Annotated in this window: 18 protein-coding genes and 1 tRNA gene; 12 read left to right on the plus strand and 7 right to left on the minus strand. The window is 50.3% G+C overall.

What is annotated here, in order from left to right:
- Nucleotides 1-4: 4 nt before the first annotated feature.
- The 5 genes from flgN (at nucleotide 5) to fliW (ending at nucleotide 4,858) form a co-directional block, all read left to right on the plus strand.
- Nucleotides 5-475, plus strand: a complete 471-nt coding sequence (flgN, locus tag P771_RS0115020) for a flagellar export chaperone FlgN (protein WP_028575778.1) — start codon at nucleotides 5-7, stop codon at nucleotides 473-475.
- The gene (flgK, locus tag P771_RS0115025; protein ID WP_028575779.1) at nucleotides 475-2,580 is read left to right on the plus strand and encodes a flagellar hook-associated protein FlgK; all 2,106 of its coding nucleotides are present in this window, start codon (nucleotides 475-477) and stop codon (nucleotides 2,578-2,580) included. Before flgN ends, flgK begins: the two co-directional genes overlap by 1 nt.
- A 16-nt stretch (nucleotides 2,581-2,596) precedes the next feature.
- Nucleotides 2,597-4,087 (plus strand): flagellar hook-associated protein FlgL, encoded by a 1,491-nt coding sequence (gene flgL, locus P771_RS0115030; RefSeq protein ID WP_028575780.1) that lies wholly within the window; start codon nucleotides 2,597-2,599, stop codon nucleotides 4,085-4,087.
- A gap of 79 nt (nucleotides 4,088-4,166) precedes the next feature.
- A complete protein-coding gene (gene csrA, locus P771_RS0115035) occupies nucleotides 4,167-4,409 on the plus strand; it encodes a carbon storage regulator CsrA (protein ID WP_028575781.1) in 243 nt (80 codons plus the stop codon).
- Nucleotides 4,382-4,858, plus strand: a complete 477-nt coding sequence (gene fliW, locus P771_RS17915) for a flagellar assembly protein FliW (protein ID WP_035244796.1) — start codon at nucleotides 4,382-4,384, stop codon at nucleotides 4,856-4,858. The genes csrA and fliW overlap by 28 nt, the downstream gene beginning before the upstream one ends.
- Here the strand turns inward: fliW and flgM are convergent.
- Both flgM and P771_RS0115050 read right to left on the minus strand, forming a co-directional pair.
- Complete coding sequence (flgM, locus tag P771_RS0115045) at nucleotides 4,853-5,158, minus strand: flagellar biosynthesis anti-sigma factor FlgM (protein WP_028575782.1); 306 nt, start codon at nucleotides 5,156-5,158, stop codon at nucleotides 4,853-4,855. The genes fliW and flgM overlap by 6 nt on opposite strands.
- A gap of 186 nt (nucleotides 5,159-5,344) precedes the next feature.
- Nucleotides 5,345-5,761 carry a DVU0524 family FlgM-associated protein gene (locus tag P771_RS0115050; RefSeq protein WP_028575783.1) on the minus strand — a complete coding sequence of 139 codons (417 nt, stop codon included), beginning with the start codon at nucleotides 5,759-5,761 and terminating at the stop codon, nucleotides 5,345-5,347.
- Nucleotides 5,762-6,039: 278 nt separating this feature from the next.
- On the opposite strand from P771_RS0115050, the gene P771_RS17920 reads away from it, so the two are divergent.
- Genes P771_RS17920 through P771_RS0115075 form a run of 4 tightly spaced genes read left to right on the plus strand, consistent with a single transcriptional unit; the run spans nucleotide 6,040 to nucleotide 12,023 of the window.
- Complete coding sequence (locus tag P771_RS17920) at nucleotides 6,040-6,879, plus strand: NAD(+)/NADH kinase (protein ID WP_051617445.1); 840 nt, start codon at nucleotides 6,040-6,042, stop codon at nucleotides 6,877-6,879.
- A gap of 3 nt (nucleotides 6,880-6,882) precedes the next feature.
- Nucleotides 6,883-8,664, plus strand: coding sequence for an ARMT1-like domain-containing protein (locus P771_RS0115065; RefSeq protein WP_028575784.1), 1,782 nt, complete (start codon nucleotides 6,883-6,885; stop codon nucleotides 8,662-8,664).
- The gene (locus P771_RS0115070; RefSeq protein WP_028575785.1) at nucleotides 8,654-9,880 is read left to right on the plus strand and encodes an MltA domain-containing protein; all 1,227 of its coding nucleotides are present in this window, start codon (nucleotides 8,654-8,656) and stop codon (nucleotides 9,878-9,880) included. Before P771_RS0115065 ends, P771_RS0115070 begins: the two co-directional genes overlap by 11 nt.
- Nucleotides 9,867-12,023, plus strand: coding sequence for a RelA/SpoT family protein (locus tag P771_RS0115075; protein ID WP_028575786.1), 2,157 nt, complete (start codon nucleotides 9,867-9,869; stop codon nucleotides 12,021-12,023). The genes P771_RS0115070 and P771_RS0115075 overlap by 14 nt, the downstream gene beginning before the upstream one ends.
- 133 nt (nucleotides 12,024-12,156) lie before the next feature.
- Here the strand turns inward: P771_RS0115075 and P771_RS0115085 are convergent, their stop codons facing one another.
- From P771_RS0115085 to P771_RS0115100, 4 genes are all read right to left on the minus strand, one after another.
- Nucleotides 12,157-12,582, minus strand: a complete 426-nt coding sequence (locus P771_RS0115085; RefSeq protein ID WP_028575787.1) for an FKBP-type peptidyl-prolyl cis-trans isomerase — start codon at nucleotides 12,580-12,582, stop codon at nucleotides 12,157-12,159.
- Nucleotides 12,583-12,653: 71 nt separating this feature from the next.
- A complete protein-coding gene (locus P771_RS0115090; protein ID WP_028575788.1) occupies nucleotides 12,654-13,031 on the minus strand; it encodes a DnaJ family domain-containing protein in 378 nt (125 codons plus the stop codon).
- An 11-nt stretch (nucleotides 13,032-13,042) separates the two neighbouring features.
- Entirely contained in the window at nucleotides 13,043-14,473 is a 1,431-nt protein-coding gene (locus tag P771_RS0115095) for an RtcB family protein (RefSeq protein WP_028575789.1), read from the minus strand.
- A gap of 56 nt (nucleotides 14,474-14,529) precedes the next feature.
- Nucleotides 14,530-14,943: an archease gene (locus tag P771_RS0115100; RefSeq protein WP_028575790.1), complete on the minus strand. Its 414-nt coding sequence runs from the start codon at nucleotides 14,941-14,943 to the stop codon at nucleotides 14,530-14,532.
- Nucleotides 14,944-15,092: 149 nt separating this feature from the next.
- Between P771_RS0115100 and P771_RS0115105 the strand changes: the two genes are divergently transcribed.
- The 3 genes from P771_RS0115105 to P771_RS0115115 all read left to right on the plus strand — a co-directional run bounded on the left by P771_RS0115105 (nucleotide 15,093) and on the right by P771_RS0115115 (nucleotide 19,315).
- The gene (locus P771_RS0115105; protein ID WP_028575791.1) at nucleotides 15,093-17,771 is read left to right on the plus strand and encodes an HDOD domain-containing protein; all 2,679 of its coding nucleotides are present in this window, start codon (nucleotides 15,093-15,095) and stop codon (nucleotides 17,769-17,771) included.
- 52 nt (nucleotides 17,772-17,823) lie between these two features.
- Nucleotides 17,824-19,197, plus strand: coding sequence for an AAA family ATPase (locus P771_RS18555; RefSeq protein WP_051617451.1), 1,374 nt, complete (start codon nucleotides 17,824-17,826; stop codon nucleotides 19,195-19,197).
- A 42-nt stretch (nucleotides 19,198-19,239) separates the two neighbouring features.
- Nucleotides 19,240-19,315: transfer RNA gene (locus P771_RS0115115), tRNA-Thr, on the plus strand.
- An 82-nt stretch (nucleotides 19,316-19,397) separates the two neighbouring features.
- Here the strand turns inward: P771_RS0115115 and P771_RS17930 are convergent.
- Nucleotides 19,398-21,533 (minus strand): methyl-accepting chemotaxis protein, encoded by a 2,136-nt coding sequence (locus tag P771_RS17930; protein ID WP_051617454.1) that lies wholly within the window; start codon nucleotides 21,531-21,533, stop codon nucleotides 19,398-19,400.
- Nucleotides 21,534-21,645 lie beyond the last annotated feature (112 nt).

The raw sequence follows: 21,645 nt of genomic DNA on the forward strand, positions 1-21,645 counted from the left end.
AATCATGACTATTGAATCAGGATTGACCAGACAGAAGCAGGGGATGGCGGTTCTTTTTTCCCTGCTGGAAGAGGAATTCTCAGCTCTCATGGCCAATACCCCTGGTGAAGTGGCTTCGCTGGAATTTTCCATTCAGGAACTGGTCCGTCAGCTTATGGATGAGAAGGAGGAAATCAGGTCGGAACTTGACCGGAATGCTTTTTCCAAACTTGCGGACTATATTGAAGGCTTAAAGGATGATGACGCCCTTAAGATTAATGAGATTTTAAAGGGCATTCGGGCTCTGGAGGATAAATGTGCTGTCCAGGCCATGAAGAACAATGAGATAGCCAGGGCCCTGGCCGAACAGAGTGCCGGAATGGTCAATTTCTTTTACGATCAGCTGGCTCCCAGAGATGAGAATGTCTACTCATCCAAAGGCAGGTGGAACGACAGTGGTGCAAAATCCACCGGTCTGCTGAGGGGGAGGCTGTAATGTCCGGTATCGGTTCAGTCCTGGACATGGGCAAGAAAGCCCTTTTGGTCAACCAGAGTGCCATCCGGGTTGTCAGTAATAATGTTGCCAACGCCAATACACCGGGGTACAGGCGGCAGGCCGTTCGTCTAGAGGAGTCCATGGCCATTGACTATGCCCCGGGCCAGATGGGCACCGGCGTCAGCGCCAAGGAGGTATACCGGTATTTTGATGCTTTTATAGAAGATCAGTACAACACCAAGGCCTCTCAACGGGAAATGTGGATGACCATGCATTACAACCTGTCCAACGTGGAAATCCTCTTTAATGAAAGCATGGGTACTGGTGTGAATGAACTAATGGCCGGGTTCTGGAGCGACTGGCAGAACCTGTCCAACCGTCCTGAAGACATGAATGCCCGTTCGGTTCTCATCGCCAACACCAATAATCTTACCAATGCCATCAATCAGCTTAATAATGACTTGGCCAGGATCCAGTCCCAGGCCGATGACTTTATTCAACAGGATGTGGACAGGCTTAACGAGATAGTCAAAGAGATCGCCGAGATAAACAGGCACATCAATGCCCAGGAAGTTCCGGGCCGGAACAATCTGAATGAGATGCGCGACAAAAGGGATCTTTTGGTTAGGGAACTGGCTGAAATCATTGATATCAACTACATCGATAATGGCGGCGGCAACGTGACCATTACCACCAAGGCCGGGCACACCCTGGTGGAATCAGGTCACTCTTATGAGATAAAGTTTGAAAACCGTAAGATTTTCAATAACCTGACTCCAGGGTCAACTTTTACTGACCAGATATATTTTGAGGGAAGCTCCAGCTACGAATACACCATAAAGGTGGTCCATGAAGGAATGGGTATTGGACACGCTGATGACCCGACCCTTTTTAAGGTCTCGCTTGACGGTGGCCTGACCTGGATCAAAGATGCCAATGGAAATGAAACTTTTGAGGCTCAGGGTTATGATAACCGGGTCACTCTGCCTGTGGACGGAGTCAGTATCTGGTTCGGTTCAAAAGATGACCCGACCCAGCCTCCTGCCAGTGCCTTGAAACAGAATGACGAATTTCAGATCATTCCCAAGACTGGACTCTACTGGTATGAAAACAGCTCATCACCCATGAACATAACTCCCCAGGTCCTGAACAGCGGCCAGATGAATGATCGTCGGGTCACTGGGGGGTCTCTGGCCGGCCACTTCATCTTCCGGGACCATTACGCAGGAAAGTACCAGGAAAAGCTTGACGCTACAGCAAAGGCCCTGATCTGGGAGGTGAACAGGATTCACACTCAGGGAGCCGGCCTGGCAAATTTTACGGAAGCCACTGGCACTTATCAGGTAACCAATCCCAATGAGGCCCTGGGGTCTGCTTCTTCAGGCCTGTTTTTCGGAGACATGCTTCAAAGGGGCAATTTCACCATCCATATTTATGACAAGGATACAGGGGAGCATACTGCTGAAGTGCCTGATTTTGGGCCGGGAGGCTTTAACCCTGAAGAACACAGCCTGGAGGATGTCAGGGCAGCCATAGACGCTATAAACGGTTTAAGCGCCAGAATATTCAATAGCCAGCTGGTCATAGAGGCCGACGATGGGAATGAAATCGCATTTGGCAACGACACCTCAGGCCTGCTGGCCGGGCTGGGGATAAACACCTTCTTCCAGGGTGAAGGGGCTAGAGACTTGGCAGTCAATGATTTTGTGGGCAATAATATCGCCCATATCAATGCCGGTCATGTTAACGGTGCAGGTGAGATTAATTCGGGAGACAACCAGATGGCCCTGGACATAGCAGGTCTTCAGTACAAGAAGGTCTCCATCACCACCAGCTTTGAAGGAACCACCACCCAGACCATTCAGGAATATTACAACTCCCTGGTGGGCAATGTTGGTGCGGATACCAACATGTCCATGTTCAACGCCCAGTACAACAAGGCCCTGGCCGACGATCTCAATCGCAGGCAGGAAGAGATATCCGGAGTAAATCTGGATGAAGAGATGTCGTCCCTGATCAAGTTCCAGCACTCTTACCAGGCTGCTGCCAAGTTGATTTCAACGGCCCAGATGATGATGCAGACCCTTATAGGCATGAAGAGCTAACCAAGAGGAAAAGGACATGCGAGTCACCCAGAACATGCTGTATGGAAATTTTGTCAGCAATATGAATAATGCTACATACAAGCTGATGCAGCTCAACATGCAGGCCTCCAGCCAGAAGAAAGTGAACAGGCCGTCGGACGATCCCATAGGAACGGCCAGGATTCTTGGATACCGGGATTCCATATCGTCTTTGAATCAGTACCAGGACAATGTGGATACTGCCAAGGGCTGGCTGGGCCTGGCTGATGAAACCCTGATGCAGGTCAATAATGTCCTGATCAGGGCCAAGGAACTGGCTGAGCAGGGAGCAACCGGAACCCTCAGTGAGGAACAGCGGGAGATCCTGTCCTATGAGGCGTGGCAGCTCTATGATCAGATGATGACCCTGTCCAATACCAAGTACGAAGGCAAGGCTATTTTTGCCGGACACAAGGTTGACGGATCAGCCTTTGAACCGGCCATGGGAGTTTCCAGCAACAAGGATCTGAATGACGGGGATGTGGTTTCCGTAACCGGCAAAACCGGAGGCACTGTCCTTGTCCAGTTTCTGGATGACGGGGCAGTGGGTACAGATGATCTGGACTATCGTTATTCAACAGATGGCGGCAAGACCTGGACCCAGACCACCCTTGCCGCAGGAGATGATGAACTGGATCTGGACGGAGTAGTTGTTCAGCTGGCCAGTGGATACTCTGTAGAAGCCAATGATGGAGACGACACCAACGACACATCCGGGACCTGGCTCTGGGTCAGACCCACAGCAAAATACCTGGGCGATGATCAGGATGTAAACACGGTTTCCCTGTACGCCCAGGATATTCAGGGTGATGTCCAGGCCATAGGTTCCTTTGCCAAGGATGTCACTGTCAGGATCGATGCTGTGGACGGCAGTGATGTCACCTATTCCTACAGCCTTGACGGTGGTTACACCTGGAATACAGGTAATTCCACCGTAATGGACGGAGACGAGGCAAGGTTTCTGGTCCCTGGGGGCAGGGTGGAAGTGGACGTGGCAGGTGGTGAACTGAGCGCGGGGGATCAGCTGCTTGTCCGTCCCCACCGGGCAGCCATCAATATAGAGATTTCCCCTGGTGAAAGCATCCAGGTCAACCATGTGGGAAAGGATGTGTTCGGGGGAATATACTCTGGACCAGGAGACAAGGGGGTGGAAGGTCCGGGCAATGTCTTTGAAACCCTGGGAGAACTCATCGGCTACCTGGAAACAAATAATCAGGCCGGGATCCAGCAGTCCCTGGAAGATATTGATGAATGCCTCAAGCATATAAACAGTCAGCTTGCGAGTGTGGGGGCAAGGGAGAACAGGCTGTTCATCTCGGAAAGCGTGCTGTCCGGTCTGGTGATTAATGAAAGGGAGCGCAAAAGTAAGATTGAAGATATTGACGTGCCTGAGCTCATGACCAAGCTGGCCAACCAGCAGATAGTCTACGAAGCAGTCCTCAGGTCATCTTCGACCATCATGCGCATGAGCCTGGTAAATCATATTTAAACCCGGCTCAGACTGACCGGCAGAGGGCTGAAGACAAGGTTTTCAGCTTATATAATAAACTAAGGAACAGATCAAGCTGATGCTCATATTGTCACGCCGCCTGGGTGAAAGCATACATCTGGGCGACGATATTGTCATATCCATTCTGGGAATCAGGGGAAAACAGGTCAAGGTGGGGATTGAAGTCCCTGACGACATCCCTGTGTACCGGGAAGAGGTATTTAAGAGAATTCAACAGGAAAACGAGATGGCCGTCAGGACATGTACCCAGGATCTCGTAGCTGCGGCAAATATATGGACAAGAAAGAACAAAGAAAGATAAATTCAAGGCTGGGTCAGATCCTTGTGGATGAACAAAAATCGATCCACTTTCCCCGGGGACTCATCGGTATGGAGCGGGCCAAGGATTTTGTTCTGCTGCAGATCAAGCCCGATTCTCCATTCTATCTGCTCCAGAATCTGGAAAATTCAAGGCTGGGTTTGCTGGTGGCTGATCCCTTTGCCTTTATATCCGACTACCAGGTCCATCTGGGCAGAACTGAAGAGCGGATACTGCAGAATCCCAAGGCCTCTGATCTGGCCATCATGGTCACCATGACCATTCCCCAGGGTTGTCCGGAAAAGGCCACCCTGAACATGACCGGCCCCATAGTCATCAATATATCCAGAAGAATGGGAATGCAGATCGCCCAGAGCGATCCGGAAATGAAGACAAAGATTGTCCTGTCAGAATTGCATCAAATCAACGGCGGGATAGGAAAAAAGTCATGACCTGGAGAACCAGCCTTCCATGTCTTCCCGAATCATCTTTTCAGCTATCCTCCGGGAATCCGGTTGATAAGTTCCATCCTTGATCTGGGCCTTGAGTTCCTCGATTTTTTCCGACCTTACTTCGTCGGCGGTCAGGGCCTGTTCAAGTCCTGACCGGTAAAGCTTTGCCCCTTCTGAAAGGGTTACTTTGTCCGATGAGGAACCGGTCCTGGAACCGTCAGAACCTTTGCCGGTCTTATTCTTATCTATTTTTGACTGTTCGTATGTCTGCAGTCCGGTGAGTAATCCTTTAATCTGCATCAGAGCCTCCAAAACTCATTGCTTTGTACCCTTTATATCGGACATCTGGACCTGATCTTAAGGTCTTAATGCCAGATACTGCCAGCAATTTGTAGTGCAAAATATGCATCCTTTTGTAAATGATCAAGGAAAATAAGCTCTTATCCCGAGGATAAAAAAGAAAAAAACTTTTAGAAGGTCATATTGTCAAAGCATTGTATCATTAACTTTTTTCAATGTCATTTCCCATAGCTTGCCCATGACCGCCTCCCGTTGCCTGGAGGTCAATTCTTCTGGGCCATCCTTGCCCGTCTTCAGTATCTTCATTTCTTCACCCGATGGTGGATAATGAAATATCAGCTCTGTATCCAGCTCCTGGTTCAAGTCCGTCTTGATCTCCTCGACCATGGGATTTCTGCTGTCTGAAGTGATGAGGTTTTCAACTATTTCCCGGGCGACCCTCTCCACCAGTCTTCTTCTCTTGGTTTCTCTGGAGTCAGCATCAGCCGTCTCCCCGGTGCTTACACTAATATACCTGGACAGCCGGGCAAGCCTGCGTCCATTGACCAGTTGGCGGTCATAAGTTTTAAGCACGTTTTTAACCAGGGTGGGATTTATGGTCATTTTAAGCCTCTTCAGTCGAACTTATCGGATGATTACTAAAAATACTTTAGCCGTATTTTTTCATGACCTGAATTTTCCTGTTTAAACTTCTTCTTGAATCAAGGTGTGTTCTTGGCTAAACAAATGAAATGCCCGGATGCTGAGGTTTTTCCGGGGATTTTGAGGAGTATCTGCAGGTGGATTCCTCTTTTTTTATTGAACAGGGCTCAACCCTGGTCTGGATCAATTCCGGCCAGGGTCTGATTATTCATTAATAACAAATAGCTGTCCGGGCTTTTATGACCATAACTTCAGTAATTCTTACCACCAAAAACAGAAGCAGGGAAGCCTTTGCCCTTTCATTAAAAATCAGGGCCTGGCTTGAGGAAAACGGGATCCGGGTGGATCTTCCTTCAAAAGAACTGGAGTCCTGTTCGGACCAAAGCCGGCAGAGGGCTGATCTGATAATCGTTCTGGGGGGAGATGGAACCATACTTAGCCAGGCCCGGACTATGCTGGACATGGATATTCCCTTTATCGGGGTCAACCTGGGCAAGGTTGGTTTCCTGGCCGAGATTTCTCCTGTTTCCTGGAAGGAGCAGCTGGCTGAAGTCCTGTCAGGATCTTCCCATGTGTCGGAAAGGGTGGTCCTGGGCTATGAACTGATTAGTGATGACAAGGTTGCAGCCAGGGGTTGCGCCATAAACGAGATAGTGGTGAACAGGGGCGAAATGGCCAGGCTGATATGTGTTGAGCTGGATCTGCCCGGAAAAGTCAGGCAGAGTATCAGATCCGACGGGATGATTTTTTCCACGCCGACCGGTTCCACTGCTTACTCTGTTTCAGCTGGAGGGCCTTTGGTCCATCCGGATCTGGATGCCATGATCATTACTCCCATCTGTCCTTTTCTGCACGACTTCAAGCCGGTGGTTCTGCCGTGTTCCGAGCCTGTGCTGACCTGGGTTTCAGGGGCAGAGGCTGATGCATATGTGACTGTGGACGGTCAGGCTGGATTCAGGTTTAAGCAGGGCGACAGGCTCAGGATCTCACGTTACAACAAGGATTTCAAGCTGTTGAGTTATTCCGGCCACACCTTTATGTCCAAGCTGGTGGCCAAGAGATTTATTAAAAGGAGATAGCAATTGAGCAAGCTCCCCAACATTTCCTCTTCTTCAGGCATCCACACAGGTCGTGATCCGTATCTGGATGCCTGGCTTTTGCATTTTATGCTGGAGAATAATATTGAACACTTGGTCAATCCCAAGGTCAACGCTTCTGCAGAACAACTCAGATTTATGGTCGATCTCAAGGAAAATCAGGTTTTTGCCCCGTGTACGGACTGGATGTTCGACAATCTCCTCAAGGGCAGGATGACCAGGGAACTCAAAGATGAGTATATAGAAAACTGGAAAAGAGTGGTCAGCCTTATCCACTCCTCTTCAGGAGAAACATACGTCCGCAAAAAGGTCGTGTCCCTGTGCAAACATCTTTTTCAAAAGGCCCTTTACTCTCCTTTTATGATTCCTTCGAGGCTCCTGAAAAGGATGCTGGATATTTTTCTCAGTCAGAACGCCCTTCAGGATCCTTATCTGGAGGAAAAGTCCAGGTGCAATCGCAGAGCCCTTGAGTTCATGAATACCCATGTATTTTACAGGTTCATCAGTTCCTGCCCGGATTCCACCATGGGCTGCGAAAAAATTCAGGACCTGCGGTGGGAACTGGATCTCATGGAGTTGAGACGCTTTTTCTGTCTTTCCACCTGGTCCGAAATCTGGAATCAGGATGACTTTTCTCCGGGATCAACCCTGGTGGAAAAGGAGATTGGCAGACAGTGGGACGGGTTCGAGACAGTCATGACCGATCTTTTCGGTCCGGACAACGTCTACAGCTATAAAATCCTGTATCTGCCGGACAGCGCCGGTGGAATAATGTTTGACCTTAAGATCATCCAGGCTTTGATAAGACTTGGTCATAAAGTCGTTTTGGCCCTTAAGGAAGGCTTTTACTTCAAGTATCCTACTTTGTGGGATCTGGATGGTGATCCGGTCCTGGCCGGAGCGCTCAATGAGGCCAGCCTGGTTCAGGACAGCCAGATATCCAAAAAGGATTTTTTAAAAAAGCAAAGAGAGAACAGACTGCTGGTCATCTCCGACGGGACCAGGGAGAGGATGAACCTCTACCGGACCAGCATAACCTTTGCCAGAGCCTGGAAAGAGTCTGATCTGGTCATTGCCAAGGGAAACGGCAACTTCAGAAGACTTATTCAGAACAGCTACCTGTTTACAAGGGATATTCTGGCTTTTTACCGGGATGAGCAGGGAGAGGTCCATTTCCGTTTCAAGAAAAAAAGCCCTGAGGTCCGCAAGTTCATTGAAAAGGAGATTGTTATCAAGGCTGAAGAGATCAAAAAGAGCATGCTCCGAGCCAGGATGGAAGGACAAAGAGTTCTGTTCTACAGTGCCATCATCGGGAGCATTCCAGGACAAACCAGCACGGCCATTGAGGTGATCAATCAGTTTGTCAGTTATATGCGGGAACGCATGGATCAGACCTTCATTGTTAATCCGGCTGAGCACTTTGAGCACGGCATGGACGGGGATGATCTGATGTTCATGTGGGAGATGGTCCAGCGCAGCGGACTCATAGATGTCTGGCGCTTCCAGAGTGTAGCCGATATTGAAAAGAGTTTCGAGTTGATGGGTAAAAAAGTTCCGCCCATCTGGGCTGGAAAAGATGCCACCTATTCCACCGGCTGCACCAAGGAAATGCATATCGCCCTGGAAGTGCAGACAAAAAATCCTGAGATGCAGATCATTGGCCCCAGCCCGGAAAAGTTTTTCCGGCGCAGGGAATATGGTGTTGGAAAGTTTTTTGACGCCAATATTGAAAGAGAAAACGGCAGGGTGACCAGCTATGGTATTTGAACCTTCCACCATGAAGAACCATCTTTTTGGGCTGATTATTGGTTTAAGTCTTTCAGCTATTTTAAGCTGCGCTCCCAGAGAACCGGTCATGATTCCAGAGCCTGAGCCTGAACCGGTAATGGATATCTTTGTTCCAGCGGATCCAGCCAAAGTGATGGAGGTCCTGGAAAAGGGGCTGACGGCCCAGGGTCTTGACAGCTGGAAGGAGCTGGAAACGCCTTTGAAGCGCAGTCTTCGATATGTCCGGACCAGGGATATGGATGCCCGGGCAGTCTGTGTTCCTGGCTTGTGCCTCAAATGGAAAGACATCAATGAGACTCTGGAAACACTGCTGTTTCTGCTGCCTGACATTGACCGCAATCCCGGGATACTGGAGTATTTTTTTGATTTTTATGCACTGGATCCGGATATCCTGCTGACCGGGTATTACGAACCATTGCTTGAGGCCTCCAGGGAGGCCCACCCTGAATATCCTTATCCGGTCTATGCTCTGCCCGATGATCTCAAGACCTTGAACCTGGGCCGGTTTCATCCCAGATGGCAGGGCCAGACCCTGGTCTATCGTCTGGAAAACGGAACGGTTGAGCCCTATCATGACCGGAAAGACATAGATCTTCTTGGAGCCTTGAAAGACAGGGATCTTGAAATCGCCTGGGTCAGGGAAATGGTGGATCTATTCTTTCTGCACATCCAGGGATCAGGCCGTCTCCGGTATGGTGATGGCCGCTATGAACACGTCCTTTATGCGGGTAGAAACGGGCTGCAATATGTGGCTCTGGGGCGGGTCCTGGCTGACAGGGGATACCTGGAGCCTGAAGAAGTAACCATGCAGTCCATCCGCAGGGTCCTTGGCGAACACCCTGACATCGCCCCTGTTCTGATGGCTGAGAATCCCAGTTATATTTTTTTCCGGCTTGAAGATCACGGCCCCAAGGGTTCCACCGGGCAGATCCTGACTCCATATGTCAGTGTAGCCAGTGATCCTGCAGTCATTCCCTGGGGATCGGTTATGATCCTGGATGCAGTTTTGCCGGAATACCTGGAGCAGGAGACTCAGGTTACCGGCCCGGTCCTGGCCCAGGACACCGGAGGAGCCATCCGGGGCAGGCACCTCGATCTCTTCTGTGGATTCGGGCCAAAGGCCGAATCCCTGGCAGGAAGAATGAAAGACCGGGCCAATGTCTACCTCATGGTCAGGAAAAATGATCAGGATTAATGAGATACTGGACAAGGCCTCGCTGTATCTGTCAGGGCCTGATCAGGCCCTGATTCAGAAGGCGTATGTCTTTTCTGCTGCCGCTCATGCCGGACAAATCCGTCTGAGTGGCGAACCCTACCTTTCCCATCCCCTGGAAGTGGCCAACATCCTGACAGACATGCATCTGGACGCTTCAACCATTGCTGCCGGCCTGCTCCACGACACTGTTGAGGATACCAGGGCCAGTCTTGAAGAAATCAATGAGCAGTTTGGGGCTGATGTCACCAAGATCGTGGATGGGGTGACCAAAATCGGCAAGATGAGTTTTGAGTCCAAGGAGGAGGCCCAGGCGGAAAACATCCGCAAGATGATCCTGGCCATGGCCGACGATATCCGGGTGATCATGGTCAAGCTGGCTGACCGGCTGCACAACATGAATACCCTGGATTTTCAGAAAACCATCAAGCAGAAGATGGTGGCCCAGGAAACCATGGACATTTATGCTCCTCTGGCCAACCGGCTGGGGCTTTACAGGATCAAGATCAGGCTGGAGGACCTGAGCCTCAAATATCTGAAGCCGGATGTATACTATCAGATTCAGGACGGGCTGAAAAAGCATGAATTCGTGGGAGACCGGTATATTCAGAAGGTCTGCAAACTCATCAGCGAGGTCCTGGAGAAAAATACCATTGATGGCAAGGTATACGGCAGACTCAAACATATCTACAGCGTATATCACAAAATGCTTCAGCAGGGTCTGACCCTGGATCAGGTCCACGATGTCATCGCCTTCAGAGTCATAGTTGACAGCATCAAGAGCTGCTATGCTGTACTGGGTCTGGTTCATTCCATCTGGAAACCGGTTCCGGGCCGGTTCAAGGATTATATTTCCATGCCCAAGGCCAATATGTATCAGAGCCTGCATACCACGGTCATCGGCCCGGACGGTGAAAGGATCGAGATCCAGATCCGGACCGATGAGATGCACAAAATGGCTGAATTCGGGGTGGCCTCACATTGGAAATATAAGGAAGACGGCAAGCTCAATGAAAAGGATGCCGAGAGGTTCAGCTGGCTGCGGCAGATCCTGGACTGGCAGGAGGAACTGAAAGATCCCAGGGAATTCATGGCCTCTCTTCGTTTTGATCTGTTTGAGGACGAAGTTTATGTGTTTACACCCAGGGGACAGGTCAAGGAGCTGCCTGAAGGTGCCACGCCCATTGATTTTGCCTATCTGATTCATTCTGAAGTTGGAGACCGCTGTTCCGGAGCCAGGGTCAACGGCAAACTGGTTCCCCTGAATACCAAGCTCAAAAACGGTGATACTGTTGAGATCATCACAGACCCCAACCGACATCCCAGTCGGGACTGGCTCAAGCTGGTCAAGACTGCCAAAGCCAGGACCAGGATCAAACACTGGATCCGCAACGAGGAGCGTCAGCAGAGCATAGGCCTGGCCAGGGAGGTCCTGGAAAAGGAAGGCCGCAAGCTGGGTGTAAACATAAACCAGGTCTTCAAGCAGGGGCTTTTAAAGGATATAGCTGCTGAGTATTCATTTCATTCAGAGGATGATCTCCTGTCCGCCATCGGGTATGCCCGGATTACTCCCAGGCAGGTATTGAACCGTCTCCTTCCCAAGGAAGATGAAGCCAGGCAGCAGGAAGAAATTCAGGCTGAACAGGTCCGGGCCGAAGAAAAAATCCAGCAGGCCGCAGCCAAAAAAGAGGGAGTCAGGATCAAGGGAGTGGGAGATGTCCTGGTCCGTTTTGCCCAGTGCTGCAATCCCCTGCCGGGAGATCCCATCATCGGCTACATCAGCAGGGGCAGAGGAGTGACCATTCACACGGCCAATTGTCACAATGTCCATGAAATGGAGCCGGAAAGGAAGATCGAGGTCTTCTGGGAAAGTGAGATGGACAAGTCTTTCCCGGCCAAGATCAAGATCATCTGTCAAAATAAGAAGGGAGTCCTGGCCAAGATAAGCACCTTATTGACCAAGGAGGACGTGAACATTGATTCAGGCACTTTCAAGTCCAATGTTGATGGCAAGAGCGAACTCGTCTTCACCATCATGGTCAATGACTCTGCTCATCTTTATTCCAGTATAGGAAGGGTGCGCAAACTTAAGGAAGTGGTCGAGGTAACCAGAATAAATGAATAGTCCTTCTGGGTGGGCTGTGGGACATGCTGAAGTTTTCAGGGCAGCTGGATTACCTCAAAAAGCAGCTCAGGCTGCAGGCATCTGACGCAGATACTCCTGCGGATTAGCCCTGCAGCCTGATCTGTGATGTGTCTTACTGCTGAACCAGCTCTATTTCAAAGTTCAAGTCTTCACCAGCCAGGGGATGGTTGGCGTCCAGGGTGATGGTCTCATCCTTGACTTCAACAATAAAAGCCGGGAATTCTTGACCTTCAGGGTGTCTGAGCATCAGCTGCTGCCCAACATTCTGGGGTATTTCAGAGGGAAACTTGTCCCTGGGCACTTCAAGCACCATGTCTTCTCTGCGCTGGCCGTAAGCCTGATCGCAATTAATGGTCACGCTTTTACTGTCGCCTGTCTCCATTCCCCGCACGGCTTCCTCAAATCCCTGGATGACCTGTCCCTGGCCAACGGTGAATTCCAGGGGTTCCCTGTCTTTGGATGTATCAAAAACCGTTCCGTCGTTCAGCTTCCCGGTGTAATGAACCTTGACCTTGCTTCCGTCACTAACCTTTGACATCAATAATACTCCTTGTTTTTTATGCCCCGGCCCAGAGGACCGGGACGGTTTAGCTTAGTTTAAAGAAAAAATTATTTTGACTTAATTTTAACCCTGTTGACGACCTTTTCAAAATAAGCCTGGTTTTCCTCCAGGTTGACCGGAACCTTTCTTTGCATGTTCATCCTGGTCACCAGCAGATTCAGCTTTTGCAGCTGCTTGATTTTCTCCTGTTCATCCCGGCAGCTTTTCAAAAGATCCCGGGTTGAACTGATCTGCTTTTGCAGCTCGACCTCCCTGGGCAGGTAGCCGGCATTCTTTAAGATCTTGTAAGCCATGCGCAGATCTTCAGGAATGTGACTTTCATCTTTGAGGTCCAGTGGCCTTCCGTGGCCGCAAAGATGCTCAAAGGCTCCTTCGGCCATGGCTTGTCGGATTTTTTCCTCAGCAATGCAGGCGTAAACATCCACAGCGATGTCCCTTACCCTTTTATGCAGATGAGCGGACTTAAACGGGCGACCTGGGCGGCCAGCCCGGCATCATGGGTGACCTGGACAACCCGGTTAACATCCTTGTAGGCTTGAGGAGCTTCCTCAGCCAGTCCCCGGAATGAGTGTCCCCGAATTTCAATGCCCTGGGCCATCAGTTGATCAATGATTCCAGCTCGTCTGAATCTCTTTTCGGCCTGCTTTCTGCTCATGGACCGTCCGGCGCCATGGCAGGCAGAGCCAAGGCTCAGCTCCATACCTCTGGCCGTGCCCACCAGGATGAAAGAAGATGTTCCCATGCTCCCGCCAATGAGCACAGGCTGGCCAGCCTCCATAAAGTCCAGAGGCAGTTCAGGGTTGCCAGGACCCAGGGCTCTGGTGGCCCCTTTCCGGTGGACAAAGAGTCTTGTCTTTTTATTGTCTACAGTATGATATTCTTCACGACAGGTATTGTGGGAAACATCGTACAAAAGATCAAGGCAGGCATCCGGGAAGATAGGGGTAATGGTCTCCCTGACCAGGTGGGTGATAATCTGTCTGTTGGCCATGGCGCAGTTCATGGCCGCTCGCATGGCTCCCAGATATTCCTGACCTACCCTGGAATTGATCCTGGCCCAGGCAAGATCCCTGTCCGGAAGGTGAATTTTATTCCTGGCTGCCTCAGCAACCATGGTCCGCATATAATCAGTTGCCACCTGATGGCCGAGTCCCCTGGAACCGCAATGAATACTGATTACCACATCGTCTTTTTTCAGGCCGAAAAGGTCAGCCTTTTGTCTGTCAAATATCTCGTCAATACTCTGGACTTCCAGGTAGTGGTTGCCCGAACCCAGTGTGCCCATTTCATTTTCCTGTCTTTTTCTGGCCTTGTCTGAAACAAATTCCGGTCTGGCTCCTGGAGCAGTACCGCGGTCCTCCATCCTTTCCAGGTCTTTTTTTCGGCCAAAGCCTTTTTTTATCGCCCATTCAGCCCCTCTGGAAAGCATGCGGTCCATTTCTTTTCCGGCAATTTTTATGCTTCCGGTTGATCCCAGGCCTGCTGGAATGCTTTGAAAGAGCCGATCAGCCAGCGTTTTTTGATTGTTCAGGATTTCCTGCTTATGGATTCCTGTAACGATCGTCCTCACTCCGCAGGCAATATCAAAACCAACACCTCCTGCAGAGATTACCCCGTCCAGTTCCGGATCAAAGGCTCCAACTCCTCCAATGGGAAAACCGTAACCCCAGTGCGCATCGGGCATGGCCATGGCCGGGACAGAAATTCCAGGAAGAGAGGCGACATTGGTCAGCTGGTCCAGAACTTTGTCATCCATACCCTCAAGCAGGTCTTTATCTGCGAAAAAAAGAGCCGGAACCCGCATTCGACCTTCAGGCTCCACCTGAAAGATATGGGGTGCGATTTTCTGCAAGCGGCTTGTGTTCATGGCTGATCTATTCCTGGATACTTATACCTAGTTTTCAGTCCAAACAAAGTCAAACACTAAACATCAACAATGCATCTGGCAACCCAGACCCCCTGCTCATTGGGTTGAACCATAAGACCGTTGAAACTGGCCCCTTTGATTTCAACAGCTGGATCATGTTTATCCGGATCAATCCGCTGGCCGTAAAGCCAGGCTTTGAGATGGGGACCATTGATCCGGACCCTGGCCCGGGAAAAGAGCATCTTCCGGGAGGATATGAGAAAAATTACCTCATTGATGAAATCAAAGAAAAGGAGCTCCAGGTCCTGTTCCTGGCAGGTAACGGTCAGGACCATATCTGGAGATATCACGTCCAGATCCGTAACTATGGCATTCAAAGCCAGGACAGCATTGGCAAAAGCTGTTTCCGGATTTGCCCCCTGGCCTTGAATACCCATGTCGGCCATATGGTCGTAGAGGCACCAGTTCATGTTGCTTGGGTTGTATTTACTTTGTCTTGAATTTGTTTTACGGGGCAAAAAAATCAAAGCCTGATTTTCAATCATAAATCAAGGAATTCTTTTGGCAATGATCTGTTGCCTAACCGTCTTGGATGGATGATCAATCCGGGAGAGCTCAGATGTTTGAAGACAGTTCTGGTTCAGGGCTGACACAGGTGGTCACTGGCTCCGGCATGCGGGACTTGATTAAAAAAATTGAAGATCTGCCCGTGATTCCGCCGGTAGGAGTCAAGGCCCTGACCCTTTCTCTCAGGGATGATGCTGACCTGGAAAATTTGGGCAGGATCATTGAGTCAGATCCGGTCCTTACCGCCAGCATTCTCAGACTGGTCAACAATGCCCGCACTGGACTTATGGAAAAAGTAGCCACTGTGAGGCAGGCCATGGCCCTGGCCGGGCTTAACCAGGTCCGGTGTGCACTTCTGGGAGTGATGTTCAGGGACCACCTGTCCGCCAACAGTCAGGAAATCAACAAAGACGCCAGTCAGCTCTGGGCTCATAGTCTGCTTGCTGCTGTGATTGCAAGAAGCGCATCCAGGGTGACTTATCCCCATCTTCAGGAAGCAGCTTTTGTGGCGGCCCTTTTACATGATATCGGCAAGGCTGTGATAATGGAGGTCTTTCCAGACAGTCATCTGAGTATTGAGCAGGAAAGAAAAAAAAGGGACATCAGCTGGATGGAGGCTGAACAGGAGATCCTGGACACCAACCACTGCCTGGTAGGCATGACCCTGGCCAGACAGTGGAATTTACCCGGATTTATCATTGACTGCATCTGGTTTCATCATCACTTTGAAGCCAGTGACGTGCCCACTGGAAACAAAAGACTCCTCAGTCTGGTGATGGCCGCCAACAGGCTGGCCCACGATATATTCTGTGATTGTCCTTCAGGTAACGGATACTTCTCGTCCGGGGCCAGAACTCTGTCCCAGGCAGGACTCAAAGACCAGGATATTGAAAGGCTGATGGATGAAGCCACAAAGGAGTATTCGGAAAAAGCTGCTTTTTTTAACCTTGAGGATGATATGAGTCTTGTTTTTCAGGGCGTCGTCCAGAAGGCAAATAAAAAGCTTTCCAATATGGGACTGGAGCTGGAAAGCAAGAACAGGTGCCTTGCCAGGAGCAACCAGCTTCTGGATATGGCCGGAAACTTGAGCCTCCGGCTGAACCCTGTTCTGGATCGACAGACCCTTTTTGACGAGGTTGCCGGGTTATTCAGCGAATTCCAACCCATTAAGGCCGGATGTTTTTATGTGATGGAACCAGAGCCAAGGGAGCTGGAAGGGGTAGCCTGGATGGAAGGGGGGCGTAAAAGAAGGCTCCTCTGCTTTTTGAATAAGGAGGGCCAGCCGGTCTGGGAGCATGATGACCAGAGAATTCCAGCGGACCTCAAGAAGATTCTTTCCAGTTACAGGTCAAGGTGCGGATTCAAGGGATCACAGTCCTACAATGCCCAACCACCGTTTCATGTCTTCAGTTTCCGGACTAAAGAGGGAATGTTCGGAGAGTTATGCGTATTTCCCGGACAGGACTTTCAGGACATCCATGAGCAGCAGGGCAAGGTCTTTTTTCAGATGAGCCAGATCCTGGGTTCCACCCTGGAAAGGATCGCCCTTTATGAACAGCTGGAAAGAAGGTCTGAAGAACTGAGCCAGGCCGTGTGGAAAAACCGGCAGATGAACCTTCAGCTCATGCAGACTGAACGTCTTGCTGCAGTGGGTCAGCTGGCAGCCGGGGCAGCCCATGAGATCAATAACCCTCTGGCCATTATTTCTGCCAGAGCCCAACTTCTGCAGCTCAAGGAAAAGGATGAAAAAAGAAAAAAGGAACTGGCACTTATTTCCGACCAGATCGACAGGATCAGCAAGATACTTTCCAACCTAATGGATTTTGCCAGGCCCACCCCCCCGACTTTGCAGGACACCCATGTTCATCAGGTTCTGGACCGGGTCCTGGAACTTACTGAAAGCGGGTTTAAAAAGCATGGCATCAAGGTGGCCAAGAATTACGAACAGGAGGTGGGTCACCTCAAAGCTGATTCAGGACAGCTGGAGCAGGTTTTTCTGAATCTGTTGATAAACGCCCAGCATGCCATGGAAAAAAAAGGTGGTGTCCTGAAAATTAAAACAAGCCTGTCCAGTGACCGCAAAAATGTGATTATCAGCGTTCAGGACCAGGGAGAGGGCATATCCAGAGACAACCTGAAAAAAATTTTCGATCCATTTTTTACCACCAAAGAGGAAGGCAAAGGGACCGGGCTTGGACTGTCCACTTCTTACGGGATCATCAACAGTCATTTTGGAAGCATTGATATCTTCAGTGAACAGGGTAAAGGAACCACGGTCAATATTGAACTTCCGGTAAATATTGCTGACCTCAGACCGGCTTTTTCCGGGGACCGGGTTGCCGGACCAGGCGCAAATGAGCAGATGAGGCCCAGAGTGCTGGTGGTGGATGATGAGGAACATATCAGGGAAGTATTAAAAGAAGCCCTTGAAGACAGGGACATGATTGTTGAAACTGCGGACAATGGGCAGAAGGGGCTGGAAAAACTGTTGAGCAGGCGTTTTGACCTGCTTCTGCTGGATATCAAAATGCCCATGCGGGACGGCCTGTCCCTTTTGCGGGAAATAAGGAAGGCTGATGAACGACTTCCAGTCATTGTGATCACAGGCATGGCCTCTCACGAAGAAATGAGTGAAGCTTTGGGACACGGCAATTGTAAATGCATGCGTAAGCCTTTCCACATCAAGACGCTGATGGCCCAGATAAATGACAGCCTGACCGGGCAGGGCTGATCAGGGTCCATCCAGCCCAATCTTTTTTGTTCCGGATCAGACCGGTTCTGTCATGACCAGAAGAAAAACCAGAATAATATCCATTGCCAGCGGCAAAGGCGGGGCAGGCAAGACAACCCTGGCGGTTAACCTGGCCTGGAGCCTGTGGAGCAAGGGCGGCAAAGTCTGTCTTGTTGATGCTGATCTTGGACTGTCCAATGTTGATGTGGTCCTGGGTCTTGAGCCCGGGGCAACCCTGGAGGATGTCGTCCTCAAGAACCAGCCCCTTTCGTCAGCCATTACCGTTGTCCGGCCCGGCTTTGATGTGATCTCCGGTGGCTCAGGAGTTTCAGCTCTGGCAGACCTTCCGGTCGAAAAGAGAAAGTCTTTTCTGGAAAAATTATCCGGACTTTCAGGTTATGACTTCATCCTGCTGGATAATTCCCCGGGCATAAACAGGCAGGTTGTCTCCTTCTGTCTGGCTGCCCGGGAGATCATCATGGTGATCAATCCTGAGCCGTCTTCTGTCACCGACGGGTATGCCCTGCTCAAAGTGCTCAAACAAAACAACATGCATCAGGTTCCCATGCTCCTGTTCAACCGGGTGCCCGAAGGTCTTGACGTTCACCGGCTGATGAACCGTTTTGCCGGTACTTGTAAAAAGTTTTTAAACCTGGAGCTTGCCTTTTTGGGCGGGATTCCGGATGATCCTGCCTTCAGATCAGCTTCGGCTCAATTAAAAACCCTGGTCTCATTGAATCCAGTATCTCCTGGAGCAATGGCCATCTCCAGGACAGCCGGACTGATGGTGACCCACCCCAGGGCCAGGACATTTAAAGTGGATCCCAGGGACTTCTGGGAAAAGTCACTGGTAAATATTATTCAAAGGGCTTCTCCTGATCCGCCTGCTCGCCGCAATTCCCCAGGTGGAAGCGAATCTCTGGAAGCACTTCTGGCACATGCGGAAAAACTTGTCAGGACCATTGAGGAAAAGGGGATCAGAAAGCTGTCTGCAGTGCCCGGAGCCCTGGAAAAAGTCAGAAAATTTAAGAAAGTCCTGGACGAGATCGTCCTTGATCCTGTCCAGACAACTCCATCTGAGAACCCTGGCCTAAAACAGCTTAGAGTTGGTCTTTTGTGTCCGGATGAGTCCCTGCGGAGCATGCTGGAAGAGATATTAAGGGAAAAAGGGCACCTTCCTCAGCTCCCTGGGGAAAAGGGGTTCCAGGACGGTCTGATTCCGGACATCCTGCTTTGCTCCATGGGCAAGCCTGACACGGATTATTTGAGAGCCTTGGATAATTACAAAGATATCCCCTGTATCTGGCTTTCTGAATATAAAAAGCAGGTTCCAGGATGGGCGGCAAGCATCAAGCCGGTCAGTATCCTGGAAAAGCCCTTTACCCTGGACAAGATTTACCTGGCTGTTGAAGAGGCTGCTTCTTGACAGCCGGGATGGTTGGCTATAATCGAATTTTCCGAATAATAAGCCGGGATAGCTCAGTTGGTAGAGCAGCTGATTCGTAATCAGCAGGCAGCGGGTTCAAATCCCGTTCCCGGCTCCAGCCAAGTCAATAAAGCCGGGCGATCAACCCCTATGGTTGATCGCCCGGCTTTTTACGACATGCTTGTTTTCTGATCTGAAGGCTACCTGGTGTTCTTGAGCTCCTGGATGAGGTTCTGCAGTTCACCGGCCTGCTGGGCCAGTTCGCTGATGGCTTTGGACGACTGCTCCATGACATCAGCGGTTTCAGCTGCAATGCGGTTAATATCCTCAATGCTCCTGTTAACCTCTTCACTGGCAGATGACTGTTCTTCTGTGGCTGTGGCAATGTTTCTGACCTGGTCCGCCACATCCTCCACCAGTTCAACAATCTTTTTCAGGGCATCACCGGAATTATCAGCCAGGGAAATGGCTTCATCAACTGCAGCCACAGCCCGGTCCATGCCGTCAATATTGGCCTTGGCTCCGTTCTGAATGGAAGCAATGACTTGGTCTACTTCCTGGGTGGCATTCATGGTCTTTTCAGCCAGCTTCCGCACTTCATCAGCCACCACAGCAAAGCCCCGGCCTGCATCACCAGCCCTGGCAGCCTCAATGGCAGCGTTCAAGGCCAGAAGGTTGGTCTGGTCAGCAATATCTTCAATCACATCCATGATTCTGTCGATCTGGGTGGCCTGGCTGCCAAGTTCATCCAGACTGTTTTTGACTGAACGGGACATTTCCTGGACCCTGGCAATGGACTTTATGGAATCGTCCACAATTCTTGCCCCTTCCTTGGCCTCGTCCCTGGCTTTGTCTGCTCCACTGGCTGCACTGGAAGAGCTCTGGGCCACCTCCAGAATGGTGGCATTCATCTGTTCCATGGCAGTTGCTGTCTCGGTTGTCCTGCTTTTCTGTTCCTCAGCTCCCCGGCTGGACTGCTCCACCTGGGCTGAAAGCTCTTCTGAAGCCGAGCTGACCCGACTGACGATTTCCTCAAGCTGGGAAGCAGCATCCAGCATCCCTTCCCTTTTGGCCTTTTCCGCCTGGTCTTTGGCTTGTCTGGCCTGGTCCGTGGCCACCCTGGCCCTTTCTGATTCCTGTTTGGCCAGGTTTGTCTGCTCCTCAGCCTCCTGCATCTTTTCCATGATCCGAGCGGTCATTTTTTTAAGGTTGTCTGCCAGAAGTCCGATTTCGTCGCTGCGCTGTAAATCCATCTGGGCGTTGAGGTTGCCCTGCTCTATTTCACGTGCATGACCTACCACCTTGGAGAGGGGTCTGGTGACAAGTATATCAGTCAAAAAATAGAGCAGAGCAGTGAGAGTCAAAAGTAAAAAAATACCTGCGTAGAACAGTTTTTTTCTTGATTCGTCAGCATGAGACATGATTTCTTCAAGAGCCTGTGAAGCAATGAGAGTCCACCCATGCTTGATGTGTTCTTGCGGGATGTCGATGTCCAGGGAAAGATACCTGTAGGTTTGATCAGTACCTTGATCGGAAAGAAAGTCGTATTCCCCCTTGAGAATTCGGTCTACAAAACCGGCCTTGGTTCTGGCATCTTGGTTTAAAATCATCTGTTGGTCCTGGTGGGCGATGAATTGCCCCCGGTCATCAATGAAAAAAAGATGGCCGGTTTCCCCGATGCCGGTCTTGCTGATGAATATGTCGGTAAAGTAGTCCATCTGAGGGGCCAGAATGGCTGTTCCAACATACTTGCCATTGTCCACTACCGGTGCAGCTATGACAAATATGGGATTGCCCCTGAGCAGACTGGGGTAAACTTCACTTATAAAGTATTCCTGACCTTGCCGGGTGGCCTGGATAAAGCTCATTTGGGTTCCGCCCCTGCCCAATGTGTTGCCATTTACAGTGTCAGTGAAAAAAGTTCCGTCTTTGATGGTCCTAGTCTGACCACCCACCTCCAGATCAAAAGATCCACCACCGGGAATGTGGGCAGCAAGAGGAATGTTTTCGTAGAAACCGTAGGTGTCGTGAATAGTCTGGAGGTATTGCTGAGCTCTGGCTACAATGAATTGATCAGTCGGGTTTTTGCACGCACTAATCACCTCTTCGGATTTGGCAATTATCGAAACCAGATTCACCTGGAATTCGATCCAGTCCCTGAGGGCAAGAGAGATGTTTTCCAGGGATGCTTTACTGATGGCAGTGTTGTTTTCCAGTTCTCGCTGTTCCTGGGTTTTGTGCAGGTATATCCCGAACCCGGTAAAAAAAATGAACAGAATGATCACAACACAGCCGATATACCGAAAAGCCAAGTGATTTTTCAGGAAATCATACATTATTCTTAAGCCTCCTTATGGCTCTTTTTGCAGCTTGTTGAAGTTTGATGTTTTTTTGGATTTTGTGCGTACCAAAAGCCTGAACTGCTCGTAGACCCCGGGCCTGGTCTGA

Origin of the sequence: Desulfonatronovibrio hydrogenovorans DSM 9292 (genome assembly GCF_000686525.1) — a bacterium.
GTDB lineage: Bacteria > Desulfobacterota > Desulfovibrionia > Desulfovibrionales > Desulfonatronovibrionaceae > Desulfonatronovibrio > Desulfonatronovibrio hydrogenovorans.

Bases quoted from the DNA above. Each gene is read 5' to 3' on its own strand.
- flgN (WP_028575778.1), top strand. From the start codon at position 5: ATGACTATTGAATCAGGATTGACCAGACAGAAGCAGGGGATGGCGGTT.
- flgK (WP_028575779.1), top strand. From the start codon at position 475: ATGTCCGGTATCGGTTCAGTCCTGGACATGGGCAAGAAAGCCCTTTTG.
- flgL (WP_028575780.1), top strand. From the start codon at position 2,597: ATGCGAGTCACCCAGAACATGCTGTATGGAAATTTTGTCAGCAATATG.
- csrA (WP_028575781.1), top strand. From the start codon at position 4,167: ATGCTCATATTGTCACGCCGCCTGGGTGAAAGCATACATCTGGGCGAC.
- fliW (WP_035244796.1), top strand. From the start codon at position 4,382: ATGGACAAGAAAGAACAAAGAAAGATAAATTCAAGGCTGGGTCAGATC.
- flgM (WP_028575782.1), bottom strand. From the start codon at position 5,158: ATGCAGATTAAAGGATTACTCACCGGACTGCAGACATACGAACAGTCA.
- P771_RS0115050 (WP_028575783.1), bottom strand. From the start codon at position 5,761: ATGACCATAAATCCCACCCTGGTTAAAAACGTGCTTAAAACTTATGAC.
- P771_RS17920 (WP_051617445.1), top strand. From the start codon at position 6,040: ATGACCATAACTTCAGTAATTCTTACCACCAAAAACAGAAGCAGGGAA.
- P771_RS0115070 (WP_028575785.1), top strand. From the start codon at position 8,654: ATGGTATTTGAACCTTCCACCATGAAGAACCATCTTTTTGGGCTGATT.
- P771_RS0115075 (WP_028575786.1), top strand. From the start codon at position 9,867: ATGATCAGGATTAATGAGATACTGGACAAGGCCTCGCTGTATCTGTCA.
- P771_RS0115085 (WP_028575787.1), bottom strand. From the start codon at position 12,582: ATGTCAAAGGTTAGTGACGGAAGCAAGGTCAAGGTTCATTACACCGGG.
- P771_RS0115095 (WP_028575789.1), bottom strand. From the start codon at position 14,473: ATGAACACAAGCCGCTTGCAGAAAATCGCACCCCATATCTTTCAGGTG.
- P771_RS0115100 (WP_028575790.1), bottom strand. From the start codon at position 14,943: ATGAACTGGTGCCTCTACGACCATATGGCCGACATGGGTATTCAAGGC.
- P771_RS0115105 (WP_028575791.1), top strand. From the start codon at position 15,093: ATGTTTGAAGACAGTTCTGGTTCAGGGCTGACACAGGTGGTCACTGGC.
- P771_RS18555 (WP_051617451.1), top strand. From the start codon at position 17,824: ATGACCAGAAGAAAAACCAGAATAATATCCATTGCCAGCGGCAAAGGC.
- P771_RS17930 (WP_051617454.1), bottom strand. From the start codon at position 21,533: ATGTATGATTTCCTGAAAAATCACTTGGCTTTTCGGTATATCGGCTGT.